At 72.3% G+C, this 21925-nt stretch carries 21 protein-coding genes; 16 read left to right on the top strand and 5 right to left on the bottom strand.

The annotated features are described in order from the left end of the window. Positions 1-129 precede the first annotated feature (129 nt). The 13 genes from DVK44_RS00550 to DVK44_RS00490 all read left to right on the top strand — a co-directional run bounded on the left by DVK44_RS00550 (position 130) and on the right by DVK44_RS00490 (position 15738). A complete protein-coding gene (locus DVK44_RS00550; protein ID WP_114657636.1) occupies positions 130-2076 on the top strand; it encodes a primary-amine oxidase in 1947 nt (648 codons plus the stop codon). Positions 2077-2259: 183 nt separating this feature from the next. Next, the gene (locus tag DVK44_RS00545; protein ID WP_114657634.1) at positions 2260-3927 is read left to right on the top strand and encodes an ABC transporter substrate-binding protein; all 1668 of its coding nucleotides are present in this window, start codon (positions 2260-2262) and stop codon (positions 3925-3927) included. Continuing rightward, positions 3920-4867: an ABC transporter permease gene (locus DVK44_RS00540; RefSeq protein ID WP_228446930.1), complete on the top strand. Its 948-nt coding sequence runs from the start codon at positions 3920-3922 to the stop codon at positions 4865-4867. The genes DVK44_RS00545 and DVK44_RS00540 overlap by 8 nt, the downstream gene beginning before the upstream one ends. Further along, entirely contained in the window at positions 4864-5949 is a 1086-nt protein-coding gene (locus tag DVK44_RS00535) for an ABC transporter permease (protein WP_228446929.1), read from the top strand. The genes DVK44_RS00540 and DVK44_RS00535 overlap by 4 nt, the downstream gene beginning before the upstream one ends. Before the next feature lie 5 nt (positions 5950-5954). Beyond that, positions 5955-6644, top strand: coding sequence for an alpha/beta hydrolase (locus DVK44_RS00530; RefSeq protein WP_114657632.1), 690 nt, complete (start codon positions 5955-5957; stop codon positions 6642-6644). Further along, entirely contained in the window at positions 6641-7690 is a 1050-nt protein-coding gene (locus DVK44_RS00525) for an ABC transporter ATP-binding protein (RefSeq protein WP_114657630.1), read from the top strand. The genes DVK44_RS00530 and DVK44_RS00525 overlap by 4 nt, the downstream gene beginning before the upstream one ends. Further along, the gene (locus DVK44_RS00520; protein WP_114657628.1) at positions 7687-8736 is read left to right on the top strand and encodes an ABC transporter ATP-binding protein; all 1050 of its coding nucleotides are present in this window, start codon (positions 7687-7689) and stop codon (positions 8734-8736) included. Before DVK44_RS00525 ends, DVK44_RS00520 begins: the two co-directional genes overlap by 4 nt. Before the next feature lie 6 nt (positions 8737-8742). Then, positions 8743-9507 (top strand): amidohydrolase family protein, encoded by a 765-nt coding sequence (locus DVK44_RS00515; protein ID WP_114657626.1) that lies wholly within the window; start codon positions 8743-8745, stop codon positions 9505-9507. Next, positions 9504-9983, top strand: a complete 480-nt coding sequence (locus tag DVK44_RS00510) for a cytidine/deoxycytidylate deaminase family protein (RefSeq protein WP_228446928.1) — start codon at positions 9504-9506, stop codon at positions 9981-9983. Before DVK44_RS00515 ends, DVK44_RS00510 begins: the two co-directional genes overlap by 4 nt. Positions 9984-10012: 29 nt before the next feature. Continuing rightward, entirely contained in the window at positions 10013-10885 is an 873-nt protein-coding gene (locus DVK44_RS00505; protein ID WP_114657624.1) for a creatininase family protein, read from the top strand. Beyond that, positions 10882-11514 (top strand): cyclase family protein, encoded by a 633-nt coding sequence (locus DVK44_RS00500; protein ID WP_228446927.1) that lies wholly within the window; start codon positions 10882-10884, stop codon positions 11512-11514. Before DVK44_RS00505 ends, DVK44_RS00500 begins: the two co-directional genes overlap by 4 nt. 2 nt (positions 11515-11516) lie before the next feature. Then, complete coding sequence (locus tag DVK44_RS00495) at positions 11517-13022, top strand: gamma-glutamyltransferase (protein ID WP_114657622.1); 1506 nt, start codon at positions 11517-11519, stop codon at positions 13020-13022. Positions 13023-13254: 232 nt separating this feature from the next. Further along, the gene (locus DVK44_RS00490; protein ID WP_114657620.1) at positions 13255-15738 is read left to right on the top strand and encodes a glycoside hydrolase family 2 TIM barrel-domain containing protein; all 2484 of its coding nucleotides are present in this window, start codon (positions 13255-13257) and stop codon (positions 15736-15738) included. A gap of 35 nt (positions 15739-15773) precedes the next feature. Here DVK44_RS00490 and DVK44_RS00485 read toward each other — a convergent pair whose 3' ends face one another. Together DVK44_RS00485 and DVK44_RS00480 are read right to left on the bottom strand one after the other, a co-directional pair. Next, the gene (locus DVK44_RS00485; protein ID WP_162793607.1) at positions 15774-16751 is read right to left on the bottom strand and encodes a LacI family DNA-binding transcriptional regulator; all 978 of its coding nucleotides are present in this window, start codon (positions 16749-16751) and stop codon (positions 15774-15776) included. 103 nt (positions 16752-16854) lie between these two features. Continuing rightward, complete coding sequence (locus tag DVK44_RS00480) at positions 16855-17310, bottom strand: nuclear transport factor 2 family protein (RefSeq protein ID WP_162793605.1); 456 nt, start codon at positions 17308-17310, stop codon at positions 16855-16857. Between the two features lie 113 nt (positions 17311-17423). Here DVK44_RS00480 and DVK44_RS00475 point away from each other — a divergent pair, with 113 nt between their 5' ends. The 3 genes from DVK44_RS00475 to DVK44_RS00465 are packed head-to-tail and all read left to right on the top strand — an operon-like array spanning position 17424 to position 18714. Further along, positions 17424-18062 carry a TetR family transcriptional regulator gene (locus DVK44_RS00475; RefSeq protein WP_228446926.1) on the top strand — a complete coding sequence of 213 codons (639 nt, stop codon included), beginning with the start codon at positions 17424-17426 and terminating at the stop codon, positions 18060-18062. Between the two features lie 40 nt (positions 18063-18102). Next, complete coding sequence (locus tag DVK44_RS00470) at positions 18103-18531, top strand: nuclear transport factor 2 family protein (protein ID WP_114657612.1); 429 nt, start codon at positions 18103-18105, stop codon at positions 18529-18531. Positions 18532-18582: 51 nt separating this feature from the next. Further along, positions 18583-18714, top strand: coding sequence for a hypothetical protein (locus DVK44_RS00465; RefSeq protein WP_408055277.1), 132 nt, complete (start codon positions 18583-18585; stop codon positions 18712-18714). 12 nt (positions 18715-18726) lie between these two features. Here the strand turns inward: DVK44_RS00465 and DVK44_RS00460 are convergent, their stop codons facing one another. The 3 genes from DVK44_RS00460 to DVK44_RS00450 are packed head-to-tail and all read right to left on the bottom strand — an operon-like array spanning position 18727 to position 21849. After that, positions 18727-19635, bottom strand: coding sequence for a proline iminopeptidase-family hydrolase (locus tag DVK44_RS00460; protein ID WP_114657610.1), 909 nt, complete (start codon positions 19633-19635; stop codon positions 18727-18729). Beyond that, positions 19632-20465, bottom strand: a complete 834-nt coding sequence (locus DVK44_RS00455) for an alpha/beta hydrolase (RefSeq protein ID WP_114657608.1) — start codon at positions 20463-20465, stop codon at positions 19632-19634. Before DVK44_RS00455 ends, DVK44_RS00460 begins: the two co-directional genes overlap by 4 nt. A 52-nt stretch (positions 20466-20517) precedes the next feature. Next, entirely contained in the window at positions 20518-21849 is a 1332-nt protein-coding gene (locus DVK44_RS00450; protein WP_162793603.1) for an aminotransferase-like domain-containing protein, read from the bottom strand. Positions 21850-21925: the final 76 nt, after the last annotated feature.

The following is a 21925-nucleotide window of genomic DNA, read 5'->3' as shown; positions in this document are numbered from 1 at the left end:
GGCCGGCGGTGGCCGGGGCGGGATGCCGCGGAGCGGGCGCCCGGGACGGGCCACGTACCGCTTTATGTATCCATTCTATAGCAATCAGGATCCAAGAATTCCGATCTGTGCAAGCGAGCGGAGCACCCCATGAACAACTCCCCCGGAAGTGTCAGCACCCGTGTCCTCGCGCGGCGGGAGCGCACCCATCCCCTCGACCCGCTGTCTCCCGCCGAGATCGACGCGGCGGTCGCCGTGGCCCGGGCCGACGGACGGCTCGGCGAGCGCACCAGGTTCTGGGGCGCGACGCTGGACGAGACCTTCGCCCGTGAGGTGATGGCCGGCCGGCACGGCGCGGGCGAGGTGCTGGTCGGACTGGTCGCGATGGACCACGATCTGCCCGGCGCCTGGGAGATCGACGTACGCCTGGGGGCCGAGCCGCGCTGTACCGCGTGGCGGCCGGTGGACATCCGGCGGCCCGGCATCACCTCGACGGAGGCGCGCGCGGCGGCGCGGGCGTGCCGGGAGAGCCCGCTCTTCCGCGAGGCGCTGGCCCGGCGGGGCATCCACGACGTGTCGCTGACGGTGATCGACGCGGAGTCCATCGGCGGTTTCGTCCCGGAGAAGTACAAGGACCGCAGGATCACCTGGGGTTCGGTCTGGCACCGGGTGCGGGAGGACGACAACGCCTATGTGCGCCCGGTGCAGGGTGTCATCCCGCTCATCGACATGGCGACGATGGAGGTGCTGGAGGTCGAGGACCACGGTGTCGTCCCGGTCTCCGAGGAGCCGGGGCCGCTGTCGGCCGGCGGATTCGGGCCGGACCGGGAGGGGCTGAAGCCGCTGGAGGTGGTGCAGCCCGAGGGGCCGAGCTTCACCGTCGACGGGCACCGGGTGCGCTGGCAGGGCTGGGAGCTGCGGGTGGGCTTCACCCACCGCGAGGGCCTGGTGCTGTACGACCTGAACTTCCTGGGGCGCTCGGTGCTCAAGCGGGCCGCCTGCAACGAGATGTACGTGCCCTACCTCGACCCGAGTTCCACGCAGTTCCGCAAGAACTTCTTCGACTGGGGCGAGTACGGCGCCGGTCCGCTGACCAACTCGCTCGCGCTCGGCTGCGACTGCCTGGGCGTCATCCACTACTTCGACGCGGCCTGTCTGGGGGGCGACGGGGACGCCCAGGAGATAGCCCAGGCGATCTGTATGCACGAGGAGGACGACGGCATCCTCTGGAAGCACAACGATCTGCGCCGCGGGGTGAGCGAGGTGCGCCGCTCGCGGCGGCTGATCATCTCCAGCTTCCAGACGGTCGCCAACTACGACTACGGCTTCTACTGGTCGCTCTACCAGGACGGCCGTATCGAGCTGGAGATCAAGCTGACGGGCATGCTGTCGGCCTCCGGCATCGAGGAGGGCGCGGAGGTGCGGCACGGCCGGGTGGTCTCCCGTCACGTCCAGACCCCCACCCACCAGCACTACTTCGGGCTGCGGCTGGATGTCGCCGTGGACGGTCCGCTCAACCGGCTGGTGGAGGAGAACGCGGAGGCGGAGGACGACCCCCGCCACGACCCGTACGGCAACGCCGTCCGTATGGTGCGCACCCCGCTGCTGTCGGAGGCGGGCGCGGCCCGCCGGACGAACCCGGCGACGTCCCGGCACTGGCGGGTGGAGAGCGCGGACAAGGAGAACCGTTACGGCGAGCCGACCGCGTACCGGCTGCTGCTGCCGAACACCACCCGGCCCTTCGCCCGGCCCGACTCGGTGATGGCCCGCCGGGCGCCCTTCGTCCACCAGCATCTGTGGGCGACGGTGTCCGACGCCGCCGAGCGGTACGTCGGCGGGCAGTACCCCAACCAGGCGGAGCCCGGCGAGGACGGTGTGCAGGTCTGGCAGCGTCAGGACCGCTCGCTGGACGGGGCGGAGCTGGTGCTGTGGCCGGTCGTGGGCACACACCACTTCCCCCGGCCCGAGCAGTGGCCCGTCATGCCGGTCGACCGGGTGCGGCTGGTCCTCGAACCCGACGGCTTCTTCGACCGCAACCCGGCCATGGACATCCCCGACCCGTCGGCCACCGCCGCCGACGGATGCTGCGGGAGTTGACGAAGCGTCAGAAGCCGTATGTGTCAACACATCACGGCAGAAAATATGCAAGATCCCGATTTCATACGCTCGTAACGTTCGGGACATGGCGCGGAAGCGCGAGCCGGACAGCATGTATTTGGATCCAATCAACGCAAGATTAGATCCATTCCTTCAGAGGAACGGTGCCCCAAGGAGGCCCTCATGCCGGATCAGTCGCAGGGATCGCCCGCACTCCGCCCGGCCGGAGCACGGCTGTCCCGCCGCTCCATGCTGCGCGGCGCCGGTGTCCTCGGCGTCGGAGTGGGCTTCGGACTGACCCCTCTGCTCACCGCCTGCGGTGTGGCCGACGACGGGTCCGCGAAGTCCGGCGGTGGATCCGGCAAGGGCGGCACCCTGACCCTCGCGATCGACTCCACCAGCGCGGTCAACGACCCCGCCTTCTACACGACCCTGGGGGACTGGATGGCGGTGGACTGCGTCTGCCGCGGTCTCACCTTCATTTCCTTCGAGTCCAACGAGCCCGCGCCGGACCTGGCCGAGAGCTGGGAGGTCTCCGACGACCAGCTCACCTACACCTTCACCCTCCGCAAGGGCGTGAAGTTCCACGACGGTACGACACTGTCCTCCGCCGATGTCCTGGCCTCCCTCGGCCGGCAGTTCGACCCGGAGGACAAGACCCTCCCCAAGGGCGCCTCCAGACCGCTGGCCTCCCTCGGCGGGAACGTCGCCGCCCTGACCGCCGAGGACGACCTCACCGTCAAGCTGGTGCTCAAGGCACCCGACCGCACCGTCCTCGCCCAGCTCTCCGACATCGGCGGGCGCGTCATCTCCAAGGCCGCCCTCGACAAGTACGGCGCCGACATCGGCAAGCACCTCGTCGGCACCGGGCCCTTTCAGTTCTCCTCGGCCACCTCCGGCCAGTCCATCACCCTCACGGCGTTCGACGGATTCCGGCTCGGCCGGCCGCCGATCGACCGGCTGGTCCTGCGTCAGGTCCAGGACCCCTCGGCCATCGTCAGCTCCCTGCTCAGCGGCGATGTGTCCGCCACCCAGTTCACCCCCTACTCCGCCGTCGCACAGCTCAAGGCCGACCCGTCGGTGACCGTCCACGAAACCCCGGAGGGCTTCGACGCCATCCTGATGATCGACGCCCGGCGCATACCCGAGCTGAAGGTGCGCAAGGCCATCAATCTGGCCATCGACCGCAGGACGATCGTCCAGCAGGCGTTCTTCGGCGTCGGCAGCGAACCCAAGGGCTACGCGATCCCGCCCGCCCAGAACGGCTACGACCCCGGCCTCGCCGACCTGAGCACGAAGAACCTCGCGCAGGCCAGGAAGCTGCTGAAGGAGGCGGGCGCGGAGGGCCGCGAGCTGGGCCTCATGGCGGCCAGCGACTCCTGGCACCCCAAGGCCGCGCAGATCGTCAAGCAGAACCTGGAGGACGCCGGCTTCAAGGTACGGACCACCTCCGTCGACCCCGCCTCGTACTTCAGCCGGCTCAGCGACGGCAAGGACGACTACCACGACCTGATGATCTGGGAGCGCAACTCCTACGTCCCCGACCCCAACAACATGGTCGGCTCCATGGCCAACCCCGCCGGTCTCTACGGCTCCACCATCACCGGCCTGGACACCCTGGACGGCGCCGCCACCCTGGCCGCGGAGCTGGTGGCGGCCAAGAACCTGCCGGACGGCAAGAAGCGCACCGCCGCCTACTCCAGGATCCAGCGGCGCTGGGCGGAGGAGTACATGGTGATCGCCATGCTGGCCTGCTCCACCAACCTCGTGGTCAGCGGCTCCAAGGTGAAGGGGATCAACGCGGCGGCGCTGGGCAACCACCGGTGTTTCATGGAGAAAGCCAGTGTCTGACCCCGCGGGTGCCGCGACGGGCATCACCGGGCCCCCGGCCGCGGCGCCGCCCTCGTCTCCGTCCCCGTCCACGCCCCCGTCCCGGGCCGCCGGTCTCCGGGGATGGCCGGCGGCGCTCCGGCGGCGCGGGATCGGCACCTCCTGGCCGGCCCTGGTGTCCTGGGTGTTCCTGATCGCGATCGCCCTGACCGTCCTCGTCGGGCCCTGGCTGATCACGGCCGACCCGGTCCGCCAGACCTCCTCGGCGCTGCTGCCCTTCGGCTCGCCCGGTCATCCGCTCGGCACCGACGACCTGGGCCGCGACGAGCTGTCCCGGCTGGTGCACGGCGGACGGCCGCTGCTGTTCGTGGCGTTCGCCGCGACCGCGCTGGCGGCCGTGCTCGGCACCGGCACCGGGCTGCTCGCCGGGTACGCGGGCGGGGCCGTGGAGCAGGTGCTGATGCGCGCCGTCGACCTGGCCCTCGCCTTCCCGTCCATCCTCCTGGTCATCCTGCTGGTCGCCGCCGCCGGACCGGGCACCACGAGCCTCGTCGTCGGCGTCGGGGTGTCCCTCGCCCCGGGCCTGGCCCGGCTGGCCCGGGCGCTCACGGCCCGTGAGACGGCCCGGGACTACGTCGTCGCCGCACGGCTGGGCGGCACCCGTACCCCGCGCGTCCTGGTGCAGGAGATCCTGCCCAACATCGCCGGACCGATGGTCGCCCAGGTCGTCATGACCCTGTCGGTCGCGGCCGGCTTCGCCGCCGGCCTGTCGTATCTGGGCCTCGGTATCCAGCCGCCCACCGCCGACTGGGGCTATATGGTCCAGGCCGGCCAGGAGTTCCTCTACTCCGCGCCCCGGCTGGTGGTGCTGCCCGCGACCCTGACCCTGCTGTCCGTCGTGGCCTGCAACTTCGTGGGCGACGACCTGCGGGACGCGTTCGACCCGAAGGGCACCGCATGAGCGCCCTCCCGCTGCCGCGCGTCCGGCGTCCGCGCCGTACCGGCTCCGAACGGACCGCCACCCTGCGGGCGATGGCCCGCAGACTCCTCGGCATCCCGCTCGTCATGTTCGCGCTGGCCACCCTGGTCTTCGTCGCCATGCGGCTGCTGCCCGGATCACCCACCGCCGCCCTCGCGGGCGGTGGGACGAACCTCACCGCCGAGGAGATAGCCCGTAACGAGGCCCGGGCCGGCGAGGCCCTCGGCCTCGACAAGCCGCTCCTCACCCAGTACGTCAGCTACCTCGACGACCTGGTGCATCTGCGGTTCGGCTCCTCGTTCTTCGGCTCCAACAGCGTCCTGCACATGCTGGGCGACGCCCTGCCCGGCACCATCGAACTGACCCTGGCGGCGATGACCGTCGCCGTACTCCTCGGCGTGAGCGCGGGCATCGCCGCCGCGCTGCGCAAGGGCACCTGGATCGACACCGCGACCCGGGCCGTGGCGACCGTGAGCTTCTCCCTGCCGTGGTTCGCGCTCGGGGTGATCGCCATTGTCGTCTTCGGTGTCTGGCTGCGCTGGCTGCCCGTCCTGGGACGGCTGCCCAGCTCGCTCGACTACCGGCCCACGACCAACTTCGTCCTGCTCGACGCCGTGCTCCAGAACCGTCCCGAACTGATCGGCCCCTGGATCCAGCATCTGATCCTGCCCGCCACCACCCTGGCGCTGTCGATGGCCGGATACATCACCCGTATCGTGCGCGCCTCCGTGCTGGACGTCCTCGGCGACGACTTCGTCCGCACCGCCCGGATGAAGGGACTCACGGAGGGCGTGGTCGTCCGGCGGCATGTGCTGCGCAACTCCTGGCTCCCGATCGTCACCGTCCTCGGCCTCCAGTTCGGGTCCCTGCTGGGCGGCTCCGTGATCACCGAGACCGTCTTCTCCTACGGCGGTGTCGGCCGGCTGCTGGTGCAGGGCGTGCTCCAGCGCGACTACCCCGTGGTGCAGGGCGCCGCGCTCGCCATCGCCCTGCTCTTCGTCCTCGTCAACTACGCGGTGGACGTGCTCTACATGATCCTCGATCCACGTATACGGAAGGGCTGAGCCGCATGAACATCGTGCTGGTCCACGGAGCGGGCGGACGTCCCACCACCTGGACGGAGGTCGAGCCCCTGCTCGCCGCCCGGGGACACCGGACCGTCGCCGTCACCAACCCGCTGACCTCCCTGGCGGAGGACGTGGCGCACACCACCGCCGCCATTGAGGAGACGGAGGGACCCGTGCTGCTCGTCGGCCACTCGTACGGGGGCGCCGTCATCACCAACGCCGGCCAGCACCCCTCCGTCCGGGGCCTGGTGTTCGTCGCCGCCTTCGGCCCTGAGGAGGGCGAGACGGTCAACGGCATCGTCGAACGGTACGAACCCGCCGAGATCTCGGCGTTCATGCGGCGCGGCCCGAACGGGGAGTGGAAGTCGGAGGCGAGCGAGGAGTTCTGGGCGGAGATCGGCCCCGATCTGTCGCCCGCGCACCGGGCCGTTGTCGAGGCCGAGGGGCGCCAGGCGGACAACCGTATCTTCACCCAGCCGACCGGCAAGCCCGCCTGGCGCACTCTGCCCAGCTGGTATCTGGTCGCCGACGACGACCGCACCCTGCGCCCGGACGCGCAGCGGGACATGGCCGCCCGGATGGGCGCCGTCACCGAGCACGTACCGGGCAGCCACTACACGACGCTCGTGCACCCCCGGCGGGTGGCCGACCTCGTCCACACCGCGGCCACGGCTGTGAGCGGCACACCGTGACCGGGCACGCAAAAACCGGGCCCGCCGCGACCGGGCAGGAGAGGCCGGCCGCCGGAGCGCCGCCCGCCGTTCTCGAAATCCGTGATCTGCGGGTCGCGTTCGATGTGCCCGCCGGGCGGCTCCCGGCCGTCGCCGGAGTGGATCTGACCCTGCGTCAGGGCGAGATCCTGGCGCTCGTCGGCGAGTCGGGCTCGGGGAAGTCCGCGCTCTCCATGAGCCTGGTCGGCCTCAACCGCGGCCCGCGCACCTACATCAGCGGCCAGGTGGACTTCGGCGGACGCAATCTGGCCGAGGCGTCCGAGAGCGAACTGCGCGCGATCCGCGGCAAGGACATCGCCGTCGTCTTCCAGGACTCCCTGGCGGCGCTCAACCCGCTGCACCGGGTCGGCGCCCAGGTCGTGGAGATGATGCGCGCCCACCGCGCGATGCCCCGCGCGCGGGCCATGGACCGGGCCGTGGAACTGCTCGGCGAGGTCGGTATCGCCAGCCCCCGCGACAACGCCCGCGCCCTGCCCCACCAGATGTCCGGCGGTATGCGCCAGCGGGTCATGATCGCCATGGGCCTGGCCAACGACCCCGCCGTACTGATCGCGGACGAACCCACCACCGCGCTGGACGTCACCATCCAGGCCCAGGTCCTCTCCGTACTGGAGCGGGCGCGCGCCGACCACGGCACCGCGATCCTCCTCATCACCCACGACCTGGGGGTGGTCGCGGAGGTCGCCGACCGGGTCGCCGTGATGTACGCGGGCCGCATCGTGGAGCAGGGCTCGCGGGACGAGGTGCTGTTCGACCCCCAGCATCCCTACACCATCGGCCTGCTGGGCTCCGTACCGCCGATCGACGGCCCGGTCACCGACCGGCTGCCCGCCATCCCCGGCACCCCGCTGACCGGCGTGGACCGCCCGAGCGGCTGCGCGTTCGCCGCGCGCTGCGCGCACGCCCGGGACGCGTGCGAGGAGCCGCCCGAGCTGCGGCGCCGGTACGGCGGTCCCGGCCATCTGGACGCCTGCGTCCTGGCACCGAACGAAAGGGGGCACGCATGACCCCGCCGCCCACCGCATCCGTCACCCCGGCCGCCACCGGGCCCGTACCGCCGGCCAGGCCCGGGACCCCGCTCATCCGCGCGGAGAAGCTGCGCGTCGAGTACCGAGGCCGCTCGGGCGGCCGGGTCCGGGCGCTGCGCGACATCGACCTGGAGATCGTCGAGGGCGAGACGCTGGGCCTGGTCGGTGAGTCGGGCTGCGGCAAGTCCACCCTGGGCCGGGCCCTGCTGCGGGTGGTCGAGCCCGTGTCCGGCACCGTCGACTTCCTCGGCCTGAACATCACCGGGCTCAGCGGACCCCGGCTGCGGCGCACCAGGGCCGACCTCCAGATGATCTTCCAGGACCCCTTCGGCTCGCTGAACCCCCGGCGCCGGATCGCCGACATCGTCGCGGAACCGCTGCTGCGCGCCCGCGGCGCGAGCCGCGCGGAGGCCGAGCCGGTCGTACGGGAGCTGCTGGAGCGGGTGGGCCTCGGCGCGGACGCGGGCCGGCGCAAGCCGCACGAGTTCTCCGGCGGCCAGCGCCAGCGCATCGGTATCGCCCGCGCGCTGGCCTCCTCGCCCAGATTCGTCGTGGCGGACGAGGCGGTCTCCGCGCTGGACGTCTCCATCCAGGCGCAGGTGCTGAACCTGCTGACGGACATGGTCCGCGAGCGCGGTCTGACCATGCTGTTCATCTCCCACGACCTGGGCGTCGTACGGCATATCGCCGACCGGGTGGCCGTCATGTACCTGGGGCAGATCATCGAGATCGCGTCCCGCGACGACTTCTTCGCCGGCCCCGCCCATCCCTACTCCGCCGCGCTGCTCTCCTCCGTCCCGTCGCTGCGGGCCGGCGGACGGCGTGAACGGCAGCTGCTGGAGGGCGAGTTGCCCGACCCGGCGAACCCGCCGGACGGCTGTCTGTTCCAGACCCGCTGCCCCTTCGCCCAGGACGAGTGCCGCACCCGGATGCCGGAGCCGCGCGAGATCGCGCCCGGCCGGACCGTGCGCTGCCATCTGCCGCTGGTGCCCAGTGCCCCTCCCGGCAACAGAGAGAAAGGCTGAACCCGCGTGATCATCGACGCGTACAACACCACTCAGGACGTCCGGGGACGCTCGGACTACCTCACCGGCGTCCGCAAGGGGGAGGCGCCGCCGCCGTACACCCCGTTCGAACCGCGGCGCATCCTGGACCGGATGGACGCCGCCGGCGTCGACATGGCCATGATCTGCTCGCTCGCCCAGCGCATCGAGAACGACTTCATCGCCTCCCTGGTCGCCGCGCACCCGGACCGCTTCTTCGGCTTCGGGCAGGTCCTGCCGCAGGCCGACGACGCCATCGAGGAGATCGACCGCATGGCCGACGCCGGGCTGGTGGGCCTCAAGCTCCACCCCAGCCTGCACGGCTACCACGTCGCCGACCACGGCCTGCTGGACCCGCTGTTCGAGGCATGCGCCCGGCGCGGGCTGATGGTGCTGGTCAACGCCCTGGACGACTCCTTCTGCGCGCCGCTGGCCATCGAGGAGATCGCCCGCGACCACCCGGAAGTGCCGACGGTCATCGCCCACATGGGCGCCGTGTGGAACGTCCCCGAAGCGATCATCGTCGCCGAGCGGCAGCCCCATGTGTATCTGGAGACCTCGGCGACGCTGATGAGCGATGTGAAGCGGGCCTACGCCCGGCTGGGGCCCGAGAAGATCCTGATGGGCAGCGAGTGGCCCGGCTCCGACTTCGACCTGGAGCGCATGAAGATCGCGAAGGCGGTACCGGACGAGAAGGACCGCGCGCTCGTCGAGGGCGGGAACATGGCCCGCCTGCTCGGGATCACCGCGTGAGCGCCGCGTCCCCCGGTGCGGCGGCGGACATCGCCGCGCCCGTCTCCGTACCCGCCTCGATGAGCACCGAGGACGCCGAACTGCTCACCCTGGCGCAGGAGTTGCTGGGCCGTGTCTGGCGGGAGGGCCGGCACGAGGTCGCCTCCGCGGTACGTACGGCCGACGGCGCCGTGCACACCGGGGTCCATCTGGAGGGGTCCTGCCGGCGCAGCTCCATCTGCGCCGAGGGCGTCGCCCTGGGCGCGGCCCGCGGGGCCTATCCGGGCGGCCGGCCGCTGGAGGTCACCGCGGTCGTCTCCGTACAGATCAAACCCGCGGGCCGGTTCCGGGTGATCGCGCCGTGCGGTGTGTGCCGGGAACTGATCAGCGACTACAGCCCGGACGCGACCGTCTGGATCACCACGGTCGAGGAGAACGAGGTCGTCCCCGTCCGGGCCCTCGACCTGCTGCCCGACAAGAGCCGGCGCGCGTGGTGAGCCCCGGCCGCGAGAGAGAAGGAAGCAGCATGCCCCCAACCGCCCCCGTCCCGACCGCCGTTCCCGTCCCCCCGGCCACCGCTTCGGACATCCCCACCGGCTTGGACATCGCCTCCCTCGCCGCCGAACTGGGCGGCTCCGGAGCCCCCGTACGGTGGGAGGAGCTGACCTGGCCGGAGGCCGAGACCGCCGCCGCCGACCGGAACGCCGTGATCATCCCCGTCGGCGCCACCGAACAGCACGGCCCGCACCTGCCGCTCGCCGTCGACACCCTCATCTGCCGGGCGGTCGCCCTCGGCGTCTCCGCGCTGACCGGCGTACCGGTGGTGCCGCCGCTCGCCTTCGGCGTCTCCGCCTCCCACGGCGACTTCGGCGGTACGGTCGCGCTGCGCCCCGAGACCATGATCGCCGTCGTCGAGGATGTGATCGACTCCCTGTACGCCTCCGGAGTACGGCAGTTCATCCTGCTCAACGGACACATCTGGAACAACGGCGCGCTCGACGTCTCCGCCGAGAAGCTCCGTGTGCGCCACCGCGACGCCCGGGTACGGGCCCTGGGCTACGTGACGATGTACCCCGGCCCCGAGGTCGACGGACACGTCCAGTACGGCCGGGGCCTGATGCACGCCAACTTCTTCGAGACCTCCGTCATGCTCCACCTCCACCCCGGACTCGTACGGATGGACCGGGCCACCTCGCACCTCGACGTGGACTCCTTCTGGGACTACCGGATGGACCAGGTCAGCGAGACCGGCGTCTGGGGCCGCGATGTGGCCGACGCCGACGCGAAGCACGGCGGCGAGGAGTTCGACCGCTGTCTGCTCACCACCGCCCGCGCCGTGTCCGCCGCCGTCCGCGAGCCCTGGCCCGACCCGGCCCACCGTCCTGGAGCGACCGCGTGAAGATCTACGACATCACCCTGCCCATCCACCCCGAGATGCTGCACTGGGGACGCAAGCCCGAGGTCGAGACCGTCGAGTCGCTGGCGCGGGGCGACGCCTCCAACGTCACCCGCTGGCGGCTCGGCGCCCACACCGGCACCCATGTCGACGCCCCCGCGCACTTCCGCGACGGTGCCACACCCATCGACGAGGTCTCCCTGCACGCGCTGGTCGGGCCCGCGCTCGTCCTCGATCTCACCCATGTCGAGGGCGACGTCGAACCGCACCACCTGGAGGAGGGCGGCGCGGCCGGACACCGGCGCGTACTGCTCAAGACCTCCAACTCCGCCGGTCCGCTCAAGGAGACCGAGCGCGCCCCTAGCTGGGTGGGCCTGTCCCCGAAGGCCGCCGACTGGCTGATCGCGCACGAGGTCGAACTCGTCGGCATCGACTACCTCACCATCGAGAGCCACCACCGCACCGACACCTGGGACGTCCACCACTCCCTGCTCGGCGCCGGTGTGCTCATCCTGGAGAACGCCGACCTCGACCACGTACCCCCGGGTACGTACGATCTGGCCTGTCTGCCCGCCAAACTGGTCGGCGCCGACGGCTCCTTCGCCCGCGCCATTCTCACCACCCGGGACTGACCATGGCCTCGATCGCGATCGCCGCACCCCATCCCGCCGGGGTGGCGGCGGCCCGCCGGGTGGTGGCCGAGGGCGGCGGTGTGGTCGACGCCGCGCTCGCCGCCGCCGCCGCGCTCACGGTGGCCTACCCCCATCAGTGCTCCCTCGGCGGCGACCTCGTCGCACTGTTCCGCGACGGCGCGCGCGGCACCGTACGCGCCATCGTGTCAGCGGGCGCCGCCGCCGCGGCCACCGACCCCGCGCCGCTGCGGGCGGCCGGGGACCGGATGCCCGCCGGCGGCCCGCACACGGTGACGGTGCCCGGCGCCGTCGCCGGCTGGGCGGAACTCGCCCGCCTCGGCGCGCGCCTGCCGCTCGCCAGGGCGCTCGCGCCGGCCGCGGCCCTGGCCGAGGAGGGCGTCGCCGTCAGCGAGGGCCTGGCGCGGGCGATCCGGCACCGCCTCGATGTCGTACGGGCCGACCCGGGACTCGCCGCGCTGCTGCTGGACCCGGCGGGGGAGCCGCTGCCCGCCGGGGCGACGCTGCGCCAGCCCGCGCTGGCCGCGACGCTGGCCGAACTCGCCGCGGACTGGCGCCACTTCTACACCGGGCCGACCGCCCGGCGCCTGGTGACGGGCCTGCGCGCCCGCGGCAGCCTCCTCGACCTGGCGGACTTCGCCGCCCACCGGGCCGAGAACACCGATCCGTTGAGCGCGACCCGTGACGGTGTCACCTGGTGGGTGGCCCCGCCGCCCAGCCAGGGCGCGGCGCTCCTGGCCGTACTGGAGCGGGGGAGCGGCGACCCGCTGACCGCCGCCCGGCGGGCGGAGCTGAGCCGGGACGCGCTCCTGGGCGACCCCCGCGCGGGCGGTATCGACCTCGACGGTCTGCTGCTGCGCGAGGAGCGCGACCTCGCGGCCCTGCCCGCCGGGCCCAAGCCGGCCGGGGACACGGTGGCCGTCACGGCTGTTGACGACGAGGGCGGCGCGGTCACCCTCATCCAGAGTGTGTTCCAGACCTTCGGATCCGGTATCGCGGACCCGGCGACCGGTGTGGTGCTGCACAACCGGGGCTCGGCGTTCAGTCTGGACCCGGCGCACCCGGGTGCGCTGCGTCCCGGGGCACGGCCGCCGCACACCCTGTGCCCGGCGCTCGCCACCGGGCCGGGGCGGGTCGTGGCGCTCGGCTGCCAGGGCGGCCGGGCCCAGGCGTGGATCCTGTCGCAGGTGGCCGACGCGCTGCTGGACGCCCCGGACCCGGCGGCGCTGCTGGCCCGCCCGCGCTGGGTCATCGGCTCCCGGGACCTCGACCGGCCGCGGCCCACCCTCGTACTGGAGCCCGGCACTCCGGAGGCGGACCGGCTGACCGCCGTCGCGGGCGGGCTGGGCCTGGACGTGGCCGAGGTGCCGGGCCCGCACGACGAGGCGGGCCACGTCCAGACGGCCCGGCTGCGTACGGGCGTACTCGATGCGGCGAGCGACCCGAGGGCGGACGGCACGGCCGCGGTCCTCACCCGCGGCGTGTCCTGAGTCCCTCCTCCGGCAGCGCTGAGACGGTGTGGACCCCTTGCTCCGGCAGGGGGTCCACACCGTTTCGTCCGTTACGGGAACGTGATAAACCCGTGGCTTGTCGCTTCCGGGTCGGCGGATTTAGCGTACTAACGCGCGTCACTAATGCGCATCAGTCGGGGAGGGGCCCGTTCGGTGACGCGGCACCCCGCCGATCCCGCGCTGATGGACACCCCGAAGTGAGGACGTTCCCTTGATCCGCGTTTCGTTCAATGACGGCTGGCAGGCCAGGCCGAAGGTCAACCCCTTCGCCGAGCTGGGCGGTCAATCGGCCCCGTACCGTCCGGTGACCGTGCCCCACGACGCGATGCTCGGGCAGGAGCGCGTCCCGCCCGGTGCCGGTGCGGAGGGCGGCGCGGAGGGTGGCGCGGAGGGTGGCGCGGGGGCCTACTTCCCCGGCGGGACCTTCGAGTACCGCAAGACCTTCCCCGTACCCGAGGAGTACCGGGGCCGGCGGATCGCCCTGGAGTTCGAGGGCGTCCACCGGGACGCCACCGTGTACATCAACGGCGACTACGCCGGCCAACGCCCCTTCGGCTACTCGCAGTTCCTCATCGACGCCGATCGCTTCCTGCGGTTCGGGGAGGACAACGAGATCCGTGTCGAGGCCCGCAGCCACCGCGACTCCCGCTGGTACACCGGAGCGGGCATCTACCGCGACACCTGGCTGCTCGTCGGCGACCCGGTCCGGATCGCACCCGACGGCCTCCGGGTCACCACACCCGGCATCGAGCCGGAGACCGCGGTGGCCGAGGTTGTGACCAGGGTCGAGAACGACTCGATCGCGATCCGGACCGTCGACGTACACACCGAGATCCGGGACGGCGCCGGGACGGTGGTCGCGAGCGACGTATCAAGGATCACCGTGCTGCCCGGCGAGCCCGCGCTCTGCCGCCAGCGCCTCTACATTGACGACCCGGCCCTCTGGAGCCCGGACTCACCCGCGCTGTACGGGTGCGGTGTGCGCCTGACGGACGACGACGGCGAGGTGGACGCCGCGACCGCCCGCTTCGGCATCCGCTCACTGAGCCTCGACCCGCGCCGCGGCCTCCGGATCAACGGCGAGACCGTGAAACTGCGCGGCGCGTGCGTCCACCACGACAACGGAGTCCTGGGCGCGGCGACCTTCGCCCGCGCCGAGGAACGCCGCGTCGAAATCCTCAAGGAGGCCGGTTTCAACGCGGTCCGGATGTCCCACCACCCGATGAGCCGCGCGATGCTGGACGCCTGCGACCGGCTCGGCATGCTCGTCGTGGACGAGGCGTTCGACGTGTGGACCTCGGCCAAGAGCGAGTTCGACTACAGCCTGAGCTTCCCCGAATGGTGGGAGCGCGACATCGAGGCGATGGTCGCCAAGGACTTCAACCACCCCAGCGTCATCCTCTACTCGATCGGCAACGAGATTCCCGAGACCGGCTCGGCCGTCGGCGCCGCGCAGGGCCGCGCGCTCGCCGAGAAGGTGCGCTCGCTGGACGGTACGCGCTATGTCACCAACGCGGTCAACGGGATGCTCGCGGTGATGGCAGAGCTGTCGAAAATGAGGCAGTCGGCGGGGGAGAAGGCAGCCGACGGTGCGCAGGAGGGCGGCGGCATCAACACCTCCATGGCGGACCCGGGGGACATGATGAACGCGGTCAGCTCCTCCGAGCTGGTCTCGCGGCGCACCGCCGAGTCGTTCGCCCTGCTGGACGTCGCCGGAATGAACTACGCCGAGAGCCGTTACGCCCTGGACAAGGACCTTTTCCCCAACAGGATCATCCTGGGCACGGAGACCTTCCCGACCCGTATCGACGGCAACTGGCGGCTGGTCCAGCGGTACGGCCATGTCATCGGCGACTTCACCTGGACCGGCTGGGACTACCTGGGCGAGGTCGGCATCGGCCGGCCCCAGTACCTCACCCCCGACGCCCCCCGGCCCGCCTTCGTCGCCCCGTACCCGTATCTGCTGGCGGGCTGCGGCGACATCGACATCACCGGGCACCGGCGGCCCGCCTCCTACTACCGCGAGATCGTCTTCGGCCGGCGCGCCGCGCCGTATCTGGCGGTCCGGCGCCCGGAGCACCACGGGCGGACCGTCGCCTCGACGCCCTGGGCCTGGAGCGACACCGTCTCCAGCTGGACCTGGCCCGGATTCGAGGGCGCCCCGGTCACCGTCGAGGTCTACAGCGACGCCGACGAGGTGGAGCTGCTGCTCAACGGCCGTTCCCTCGGGCGCCGGCCGGCCGGCGCGGACCACCGCTTCCGTACGGAGTACGACACCGTCCACGAGCCCGGTGAACTCCTCGCCGTCGCCTACCGGGACGGCGCCGAGAGCGGCCGTGCCGTCCTGCGCTCCGCCACCGGACCGGTGCTGCTGCGCGCCGAGGCCGACCGGCCGGTGATCACGGCCGGGGGCGGCGATCTCGCGTACATCACCCTCAGCCTGACCGACGCCGCCGGCACGCTCCACACGGGCGCCGACCGGACGGTGAGCGTCGAGGTCGGCGGGGACGGTGTGCTCGCCGGGTTCGGGAGCGCGGATCCGTCGACCGAGGAGCGGTTCGACGCGAAGGAGCGCCGTACGTACCAGGGCCGTGTCCTCGCGGTCGTCCGCCCGACCGGGCCGGGCGGAATCCGCCTCACCGCCACCGCCGCGGGGTGCGAGCCGGCCGAGGTGACGGTCACGGTCGCCGAATAGCCGGCAGCCCCGCCGGACTGCTTCTTCGGGCCGCCTCAGGCGGACGCGCGCTCCACGAGCCGGGGGGCGATCGCGGCGAGGGGAGCGCTGGGGACGCCGCCCGCGAGCCCGGCCACGATCGCCTTCGCCTGGCGTCTGCTCAGATCGGCCAGGGCGAAGGCGAAAGTGGTGAGCGGCGGGACCGTCAGGCGGGCGGTGGGGATGTCGTCCATCCCGACCACGGCCAGATCGGCGGGGGCGGCGAGTCCGTGTGTCCGCATACCGGCCAGCACCGCGATCGCCGTCTCGTCGTTGAAGGCGCAGACCCCGGTGACGGACCGCGCGGTCCACTCGCTCACCGCCCGGGCCGCGGTCGCGGCCTCCAGGTCCGTGCTCGCGACGACGGGCGCGTCGATCCCGGCCTCGGCGCACGCCTCGGCCGCGCCGTCCAGCCGGTCCTCGGCCATCGCGCGCAGTCCCCGGCTGAGCGGCATCGCGTAGCCGATACGCCGGTGTCCGCGGCCGATCAGATACGCGGCCTGGAGGCGGCCGACCGACCGCATCGGGTCCGCGTCCGCCGTACGGAACGGGAACACGAACACGGCGCCCGCGCCATGGAGGGCCCGCGCGGTGTCGGCGTCGAACGGCTCGAACCCGATCACCGCCGAGGCGTTGACGCTCGCGCACACGGCCGGCAGCGGTCGCACCTGCGCCCCCGACAGATGCGTGACCAGGGTCAGCCCGTGCTCCGCCAGCGCGGTCGCCAGCTCCTCGATGAACCTGCTGATGCCCGCGCCGATGGGCATCGCGGGAAGGGAGAGAAGGACGATGTCGCTGCGCCCGGCGGCCAGGGCGCGCGCGGAGGAGTGCGGCTGGTACGCGAGGCTCCGGGCGGCTTCGAGGACCCGGCGCCTGGTCTCCGCCGGGATCGTCTGGCCGGGCTTGTCGTTGAGGACGAAGCTGACGGTGGTGCGGGAGACACCGGCGACGCGGGCGACATCAGCGCTGGTGGCGCGCTTGGCGGGTCGGTCCATGGCCCTCTCGCAACAGGGGACGCCGGGCTTCCTGACGGTCGGCCCCATGATAACGGCTGCCCTTGGCGCGGATCGGCGCGAGCCATCCGTGAACCCGCTCCCGTCAGACGGTCTCCTGGCGGGCGCCGAGGGTCTCGGCGGGGTAAGTCCGGTCGAACAGGACGTCGTTGGCGTGGATGGTGTCGTAGTACTCGCGCACGGACCGGATCAGCCCGTCCCGTACGACGAGGCTGAAGCAGATCTGGTTGTCGTACGTCTTTCCCGCCGGGGAGACCCCCTGGGACGTGCCCTCGATCACGACCCGGTCGTCCTCGGCGGTCGCCGCGGTGAGGGTCAGCCGTACGCCGCCCGGCATGACCTCGGCGACCAGGGTGCCCAGCCGGCCGATCTCCGACTTCTTGTACGCGCCGGCCAGCGGGATGGCGTCCGGCCGGCCCGAGACCCGCCAGACCGCGTCCTCGTCCACCAGCGCCAGGGCCGCGTCGAGGGCCCCGGTCATGAGGTGCTCGAAGAAGGTCACCGCGATGTTCTTGTTCTCCGCGGCCGTGCTTGTGCTCATGGCGCACTCCTTGTGTCGGTGGTGCTCGATCTCTTTGATGGGACTGAGTCTCATGATAGTGCATGAGTCAATCTAGTGACACATAGAGTCGGAATGTGGGTAGAGTGCGGGGTGTGAGCGGAGACGTGCGTAAGACGCGAGACATCGCCCGGGCCGCCGTCCGGGCCCAGTTGGCGCAGGTGGCCTTCGAGCTGTTCCGGCGGGACGGCTTCGACCGGGTGACCATCAATGACGTGGCCGGGGCGGCGGGGGTGTCACGCAACACGTTCCTGCGCTACTTCGAGACGAAGGAGGACGCCGTCCTCGCCGCCTTCGACGCCCGGGGCGAACGGGTCGCCGAGACCGTACGGGCCCGTCCCCCGGAGGAGGAGGACTGGACGGCGCTGCGCAGGGGGCTGGACATCGTCGCGGAGGAGTACCGCCGTGATCCGGCCGGTGCCCTGGCGACGGCCCTCCTCATCCGGCAGACGCCCTCGCTCCACGCCAGGAACCTGGAGAAGCAGTGCGGCTGGCGCCCGCTCCTCGCGGGCGCCCTGGCCGAGCGCCGCCACAGCGGCTCCGTACGGTCCGGCCCCGTACGGTCCGGGGAGCTGGACCTGCTGGTGAGGGCCGCCGCCGCGCTGGACTGCCTCGATATCGCGGTCGACCACTGGACGGCCGCGGACGGCCGCCCCGACATCGGCGACCTGCTCGACGCGGCCTTCGCCGCCCTCGCGCCGCCCGCCCTGACGCAGGCCACCGCCGCACCGTAACGCCGCGCACCGTCGCGGCCAGGAGAGGAGAACCACCACCATGACCAGCACCGAGACCACCGAGACCGCCACCGAGCGCAACCGCGAGGCCGTCCGTCGGCTGTACGACGGCGTCATCGCCGGCGACCTGTCCGCTCTCGGCCCCCTGCACAGCCCCGACTACCGGGTCACCCAGGCCCCGGGCCACCCCGTGCCGGGCACCCGGATCGGCCCGGAGGCGGGCGTGGCCGGCGGCCGGACCTTCGCCGCCCTCGGCATCGAGGGCCTCACCGTCCAGGAGATCGTCGCCGACGGCCCGCACCGGGTGATCGGCCTGGTCGAGCTGTACGGCACCGACTCCGAAGGCGCGCCGTGGACCATGCCGGTCGCCGAGTGCTTCCTGCTGGAGGACGGCCTGATCACCGAAATCCGCCCCTACTACTGGGACATGGTCGAAGTACGACGCATCGCGGGCAACCGCGCGGCCTGATCCCCATCGACCCGACCCGGACCGGAAGGCCGGTTGGTCGGCAACGTGGTCATGAAGCGGACCGGCCCCGGTCCGGAGTCCGCGGAGAAGACCGGATACGCGTTCCACCGGATCCTCCCGGCGCGGCCGCCCTTCCCCAGGGACGGGCATCTGCACATACGGCGGGCCGGCGCGCCGGTCTGAGGGGGCGCCGGGTCAGGCGGGGGCGGGGGTGGTGTCGAGGAAGGCGGCGACGCTTGCCATGAACCGCTCCCGCTCCTCCACGTGGGGCATGTGGCTGGAGTGGGCGAAGTGGGCCTCGCGGCAGTCCGGGACGCGGTCCAGGAAGGGGCGGTAGGCGACCGGGGCCGCCTCGTCGTGGCGGGCGGTCACGAGCAGTGTCGGTACGGCGATCCGGGGCAGGTCGTCGACCACGCTCCAGTCCCGCAGGGTGCCGGTCACATGGAACTCGTTCACCCCGTTCATGGTGTGGTACACCGTCGGGTCCGCGTCCACCTGCGCGAAGGTCCGTACGACCTCCTCGGGCCAAGGTGCCAGCCGGCACACATGGCGGGCGTAAAAAACCTCCGAGGCGAGCCGGTACTCCGCGCTCCCCGTGGTGCCGGCCCGTTCGTGCCGGGTCAGGGTCTCCTGGACGAACTCCGGCAGGTCCGCGCGGAGTTGGCCCACCCCTTCGATCCACAGCCGCATGGCCGCCGGGGAGTTGGCGATGACCAGCCGGCGCAGCCCCGCCGGGCGGCCCGTGGCGTACTGGGCGGCGAGCATGCCGCCCCAGGACTGCCCGAGCAGGTCGAAGGAGGAGAAGCCCAGCCGGTCCACCAGGTTCTGGAGTTCGGCCATGAAGAACTCCGCCGTCCACTCCCCGGCCGGGCGGTCCGGCAGATGGGTGGAGCGGCCGTTGCCGATCTGGTCGTAGTGGACGACCGGCCGCTCCGGCGTGGCCAGATCGGTGAGGGACAGCAGATAGTCGTGCGTACAGCCGGGACCGCCGTGGATCACGATCAGCGGTACGGCGTCCGGCGCGCCCCCGCCGCTGACGCGGTACCAGGTGCGCCACGGGCCGAACTCCACGGAACCCGTCCGACCGGTCGTCTCGTCGCTCATCTCGTCTCTTCCTCTCGTGGGTGCTCGGCGGCGAAGGCGGTGAGAAACGCGTCGTCCAGAAAGCCGGTGACGCTCGGCACCATCGGGCCGAAGTCATGCCCGACGCCCGGGAGCCGGACCTCGCGCACCCCGATTCCGTACCGCCGCAGATTCGCCGCGAGGGCCGCCGTACGCGCCACCCGGGTGGCGCCCGCGTCGTTCGCCCCGGGCGCCCAGTAGCGCGCGCCGGGGGCCAGGGTGATGTGCTCGGCGCCGTCGTCCAGCGCCCCGACCACCGTCTGTACGGCGACCTCCCGCAGCCGTACGGGATCGCACGCGGCGCCGAACCGGTCCGCGAAGTCCCCGGTCCCCGGCCACCACCGCGCCGCCGGGTCGATACGGGTGACATTGCCGGGCGCGCAGATCGCCGCCGCCGCGACCCGCTCCGGATGGACGAGCAGGAACCGGTGGGCGAACTGCGCCCCGCCCGAGAAACCCACCAGACCCCATCGGCCCGCCGTCAGACCGAAGCGGCGTACCGCGTCGTCGGCCATGGCGAGGAGCACCCGGTCGAAGTCGGCGTGCGCGGTGCGCAGGAACTTGTAGTCGTCGATGTCGTCGGCGTCCCCCAGCCCGCCCGGGAAGAGCGGTGCCAGCACGGCCACCGAGCGCTCCTCGGCCCACGGCACGAGCGCGTCGCGCAGCGACTCGGCGCGCCGGTCGGTGCCGTGGACGGCGACCACCAGCGGGACCGGCCCGGTCCGGCGGCGCGGCAGATACAGATACGAGCTGAACCGCGGGTCGGCCGGGCAGGCCAGCGCCGGGAGCGGTCCCGCGTCGGGAATTCTCATGGTGTTCCCTCCCGTCCTCTCCTGTGGTTGTCACTGAGCGCGTCGCCCGGCCTCACAGCGTCTGCCGGGCGTGCCGGACGATGTCGGCCAGCTCCTCGTAGTCGCCGTCGAGCCGTGATGTGGCGATCCTGATGTGGGCGCGCGCGTGGTGCGGATAGCAGCCGGAGCCCGGGAAGACCAGCACCCCGTGGGCGGCCAGCCGCTCGACCGCCGCGCGTTCGTCGGCCACCGGCACCCAGAGGCAGAAGCCCTCGGACGCGTGGGTGACCACCCCGCGCTCCGCCAGCGCGTCGGCCAGCGCGCGCAGCCGCCCGCGGTAGGTGTCCCGGGCGTCCGCCAGCAGCTGGGTGGTGCCGGGATCGGCCAGCAGCCAGGCCAGGGTCGCCTGGAGGATCCGGGAGGTCCACTGCCGGGTCAGCCGGATCTGGGCGTGGATGCCCTCGATGACGCTCTGCGGCCCGCCGACGACGGCCAGCCGCAGGTCGGGGCCGTACGACTTCTCGTACGACCGGATCACCACCGTACGGCCCGGCAGCCGGTGCCCCAGACTGGGCAGCGGATCGGCGGCCAGCACGTTCAGGTCGTCGTACTCGACCACCGTGGTCCCCGGCCAGCGGACCAGCAGATCCGCCAGCTCGGCCGCCCGCCGGGGCCGCAGTGTCGCGCCCGTCGGCACCTGGGCCTGCGGCTGGTAGAAGAAGGCCACCGGACGGGTCTTCAGCGCCTCGCGCAGGGAGCCCGGGACGGGCCCCCGCTCGTCCACCGCCACCTCGACCAGCTCCAGCCCCAGATCGGTCATCAGGGTGAGCAGCTGCGGCTGGCTCGGGGACTCGACGGCGATCCGGTCGCCGGGTACGGAGATGGACTGGAGCGTCGACCACAGCGCGTCCGAGGCGCCGTTCGCCACCACGAAGGACTCGCTGGCACACGGCCACCGGGGCTCCAGCACCGCCCGCAGCTCGGGCAGGATCGGCCGGTCGTAGTACTCGTCGAGCCGGGCCAGCCGGGCGGCGTGGGTCAGCGCCCGCTCCAGCGGGGGCAGCATCGCCGGGTCGGGGTAGAGCAGCCGCAGGTCCAACTGGTGCCCCAGGGTGGCCAGTCCGCCGAGCGACGCCGCCAGACTCGTCGGACTGGACACGCGCGTACCGGACTTGCCCCGGCCGACCAGCAGCCCGCGCCGTTTGAGCAGTGCCCAGGCCGAGGAGACGGTGCCCGGGCTGATCCTCAACTCGGCCGCCAGCGAACGGACATGGGGCAGCCGGTCGCCGGGGACCAGATCGCCCGCCCGGATCAGCCGGGCGACCTGGGAGGCCAGCGTGCGCGCGCTCGGATCGTCGATGTGCGCCGAGAACCACCGCGCGTCGTACTTGGGCCTGTCCGTCACCGTGCCGCTCCACTCCGTTCCGTGCCGCGCTGTGCTGGGCCGTGCCGCGCCCTGCTGTGCCGCGCTGTGGTGTGCC

The sequence above is a fragment of the Streptomyces paludis genome, from assembly GCF_003344965.1.
GTDB classification, from domain to species: Bacteria; Actinomycetota; Actinomycetes; order Streptomycetales; family Streptomycetaceae; genus Streptomyces; species Streptomyces paludis.
Note: the sequence above shows the minus strand (reverse complement) of the source record. Positions and strands in the feature narration are given on the sequence as shown.

Excerpts from the sequence above, each read along its gene's own strand:
- DVK44_RS00550 (WP_114657636.1), top strand. The coding sequence starts at position 130 with ATGAACAACTCCCCCGGAAGTGTCAGCACCCGTGTCCTCGCGCGGCGG.
- DVK44_RS00545 (WP_114657634.1), top strand. The coding sequence starts at position 2,260 with ATGCCGGATCAGTCGCAGGGATCGCCCGCACTCCGCCCGGCCGGAGCA.
- DVK44_RS00535 (WP_228446929.1), top strand. The coding sequence starts at position 4,864 with ATGAGCGCCCTCCCGCTGCCGCGCGTCCGGCGTCCGCGCCGTACCGGC.
- DVK44_RS00530 (WP_114657632.1), top strand. The coding sequence starts at position 5,955 with ATGAACATCGTGCTGGTCCACGGAGCGGGCGGACGTCCCACCACCTGG.
- DVK44_RS00520 (WP_114657628.1), top strand. The coding sequence starts at position 7,687 with ATGACCCCGCCGCCCACCGCATCCGTCACCCCGGCCGCCACCGGGCCC.
- DVK44_RS00505 (WP_114657624.1), top strand. The coding sequence starts at position 10,013 with ATGCCCCCAACCGCCCCCGTCCCGACCGCCGTTCCCGTCCCCCCGGCC.
- DVK44_RS00495 (WP_114657622.1), top strand. The coding sequence starts at position 11,517 with ATGGCCTCGATCGCGATCGCCGCACCCCATCCCGCCGGGGTGGCGGCG.
- DVK44_RS00485 (WP_162793607.1), bottom strand. The coding sequence starts at position 16,751 with ATGGACCGACCCGCCAAGCGCGCCACCAGCGCTGATGTCGCCCGCGTC.
- DVK44_RS00480 (WP_162793605.1), bottom strand. The coding sequence starts at position 17,310 with ATGAGCACAAGCACGGCCGCGGAGAACAAGAACATCGCGGTGACCTTC.
- DVK44_RS00470 (WP_114657612.1), top strand. The coding sequence starts at position 18,103 with ATGACCAGCACCGAGACCACCGAGACCGCCACCGAGCGCAACCGCGAG.
- DVK44_RS00465 (WP_408055277.1), top strand. The coding sequence starts at position 18,583 with ATGAAGCGGACCGGCCCCGGTCCGGAGTCCGCGGAGAAGACCGGATAC.
- DVK44_RS00460 (WP_114657610.1), bottom strand. The coding sequence starts at position 19,635 with ATGAGCGACGAGACGACCGGTCGGACGGGTTCCGTGGAGTTCGGCCCG.
- DVK44_RS00455 (WP_114657608.1), bottom strand. The coding sequence starts at position 20,465 with ATGAGAATTCCCGACGCGGGACCGCTCCCGGCGCTGGCCTGCCCGGCC.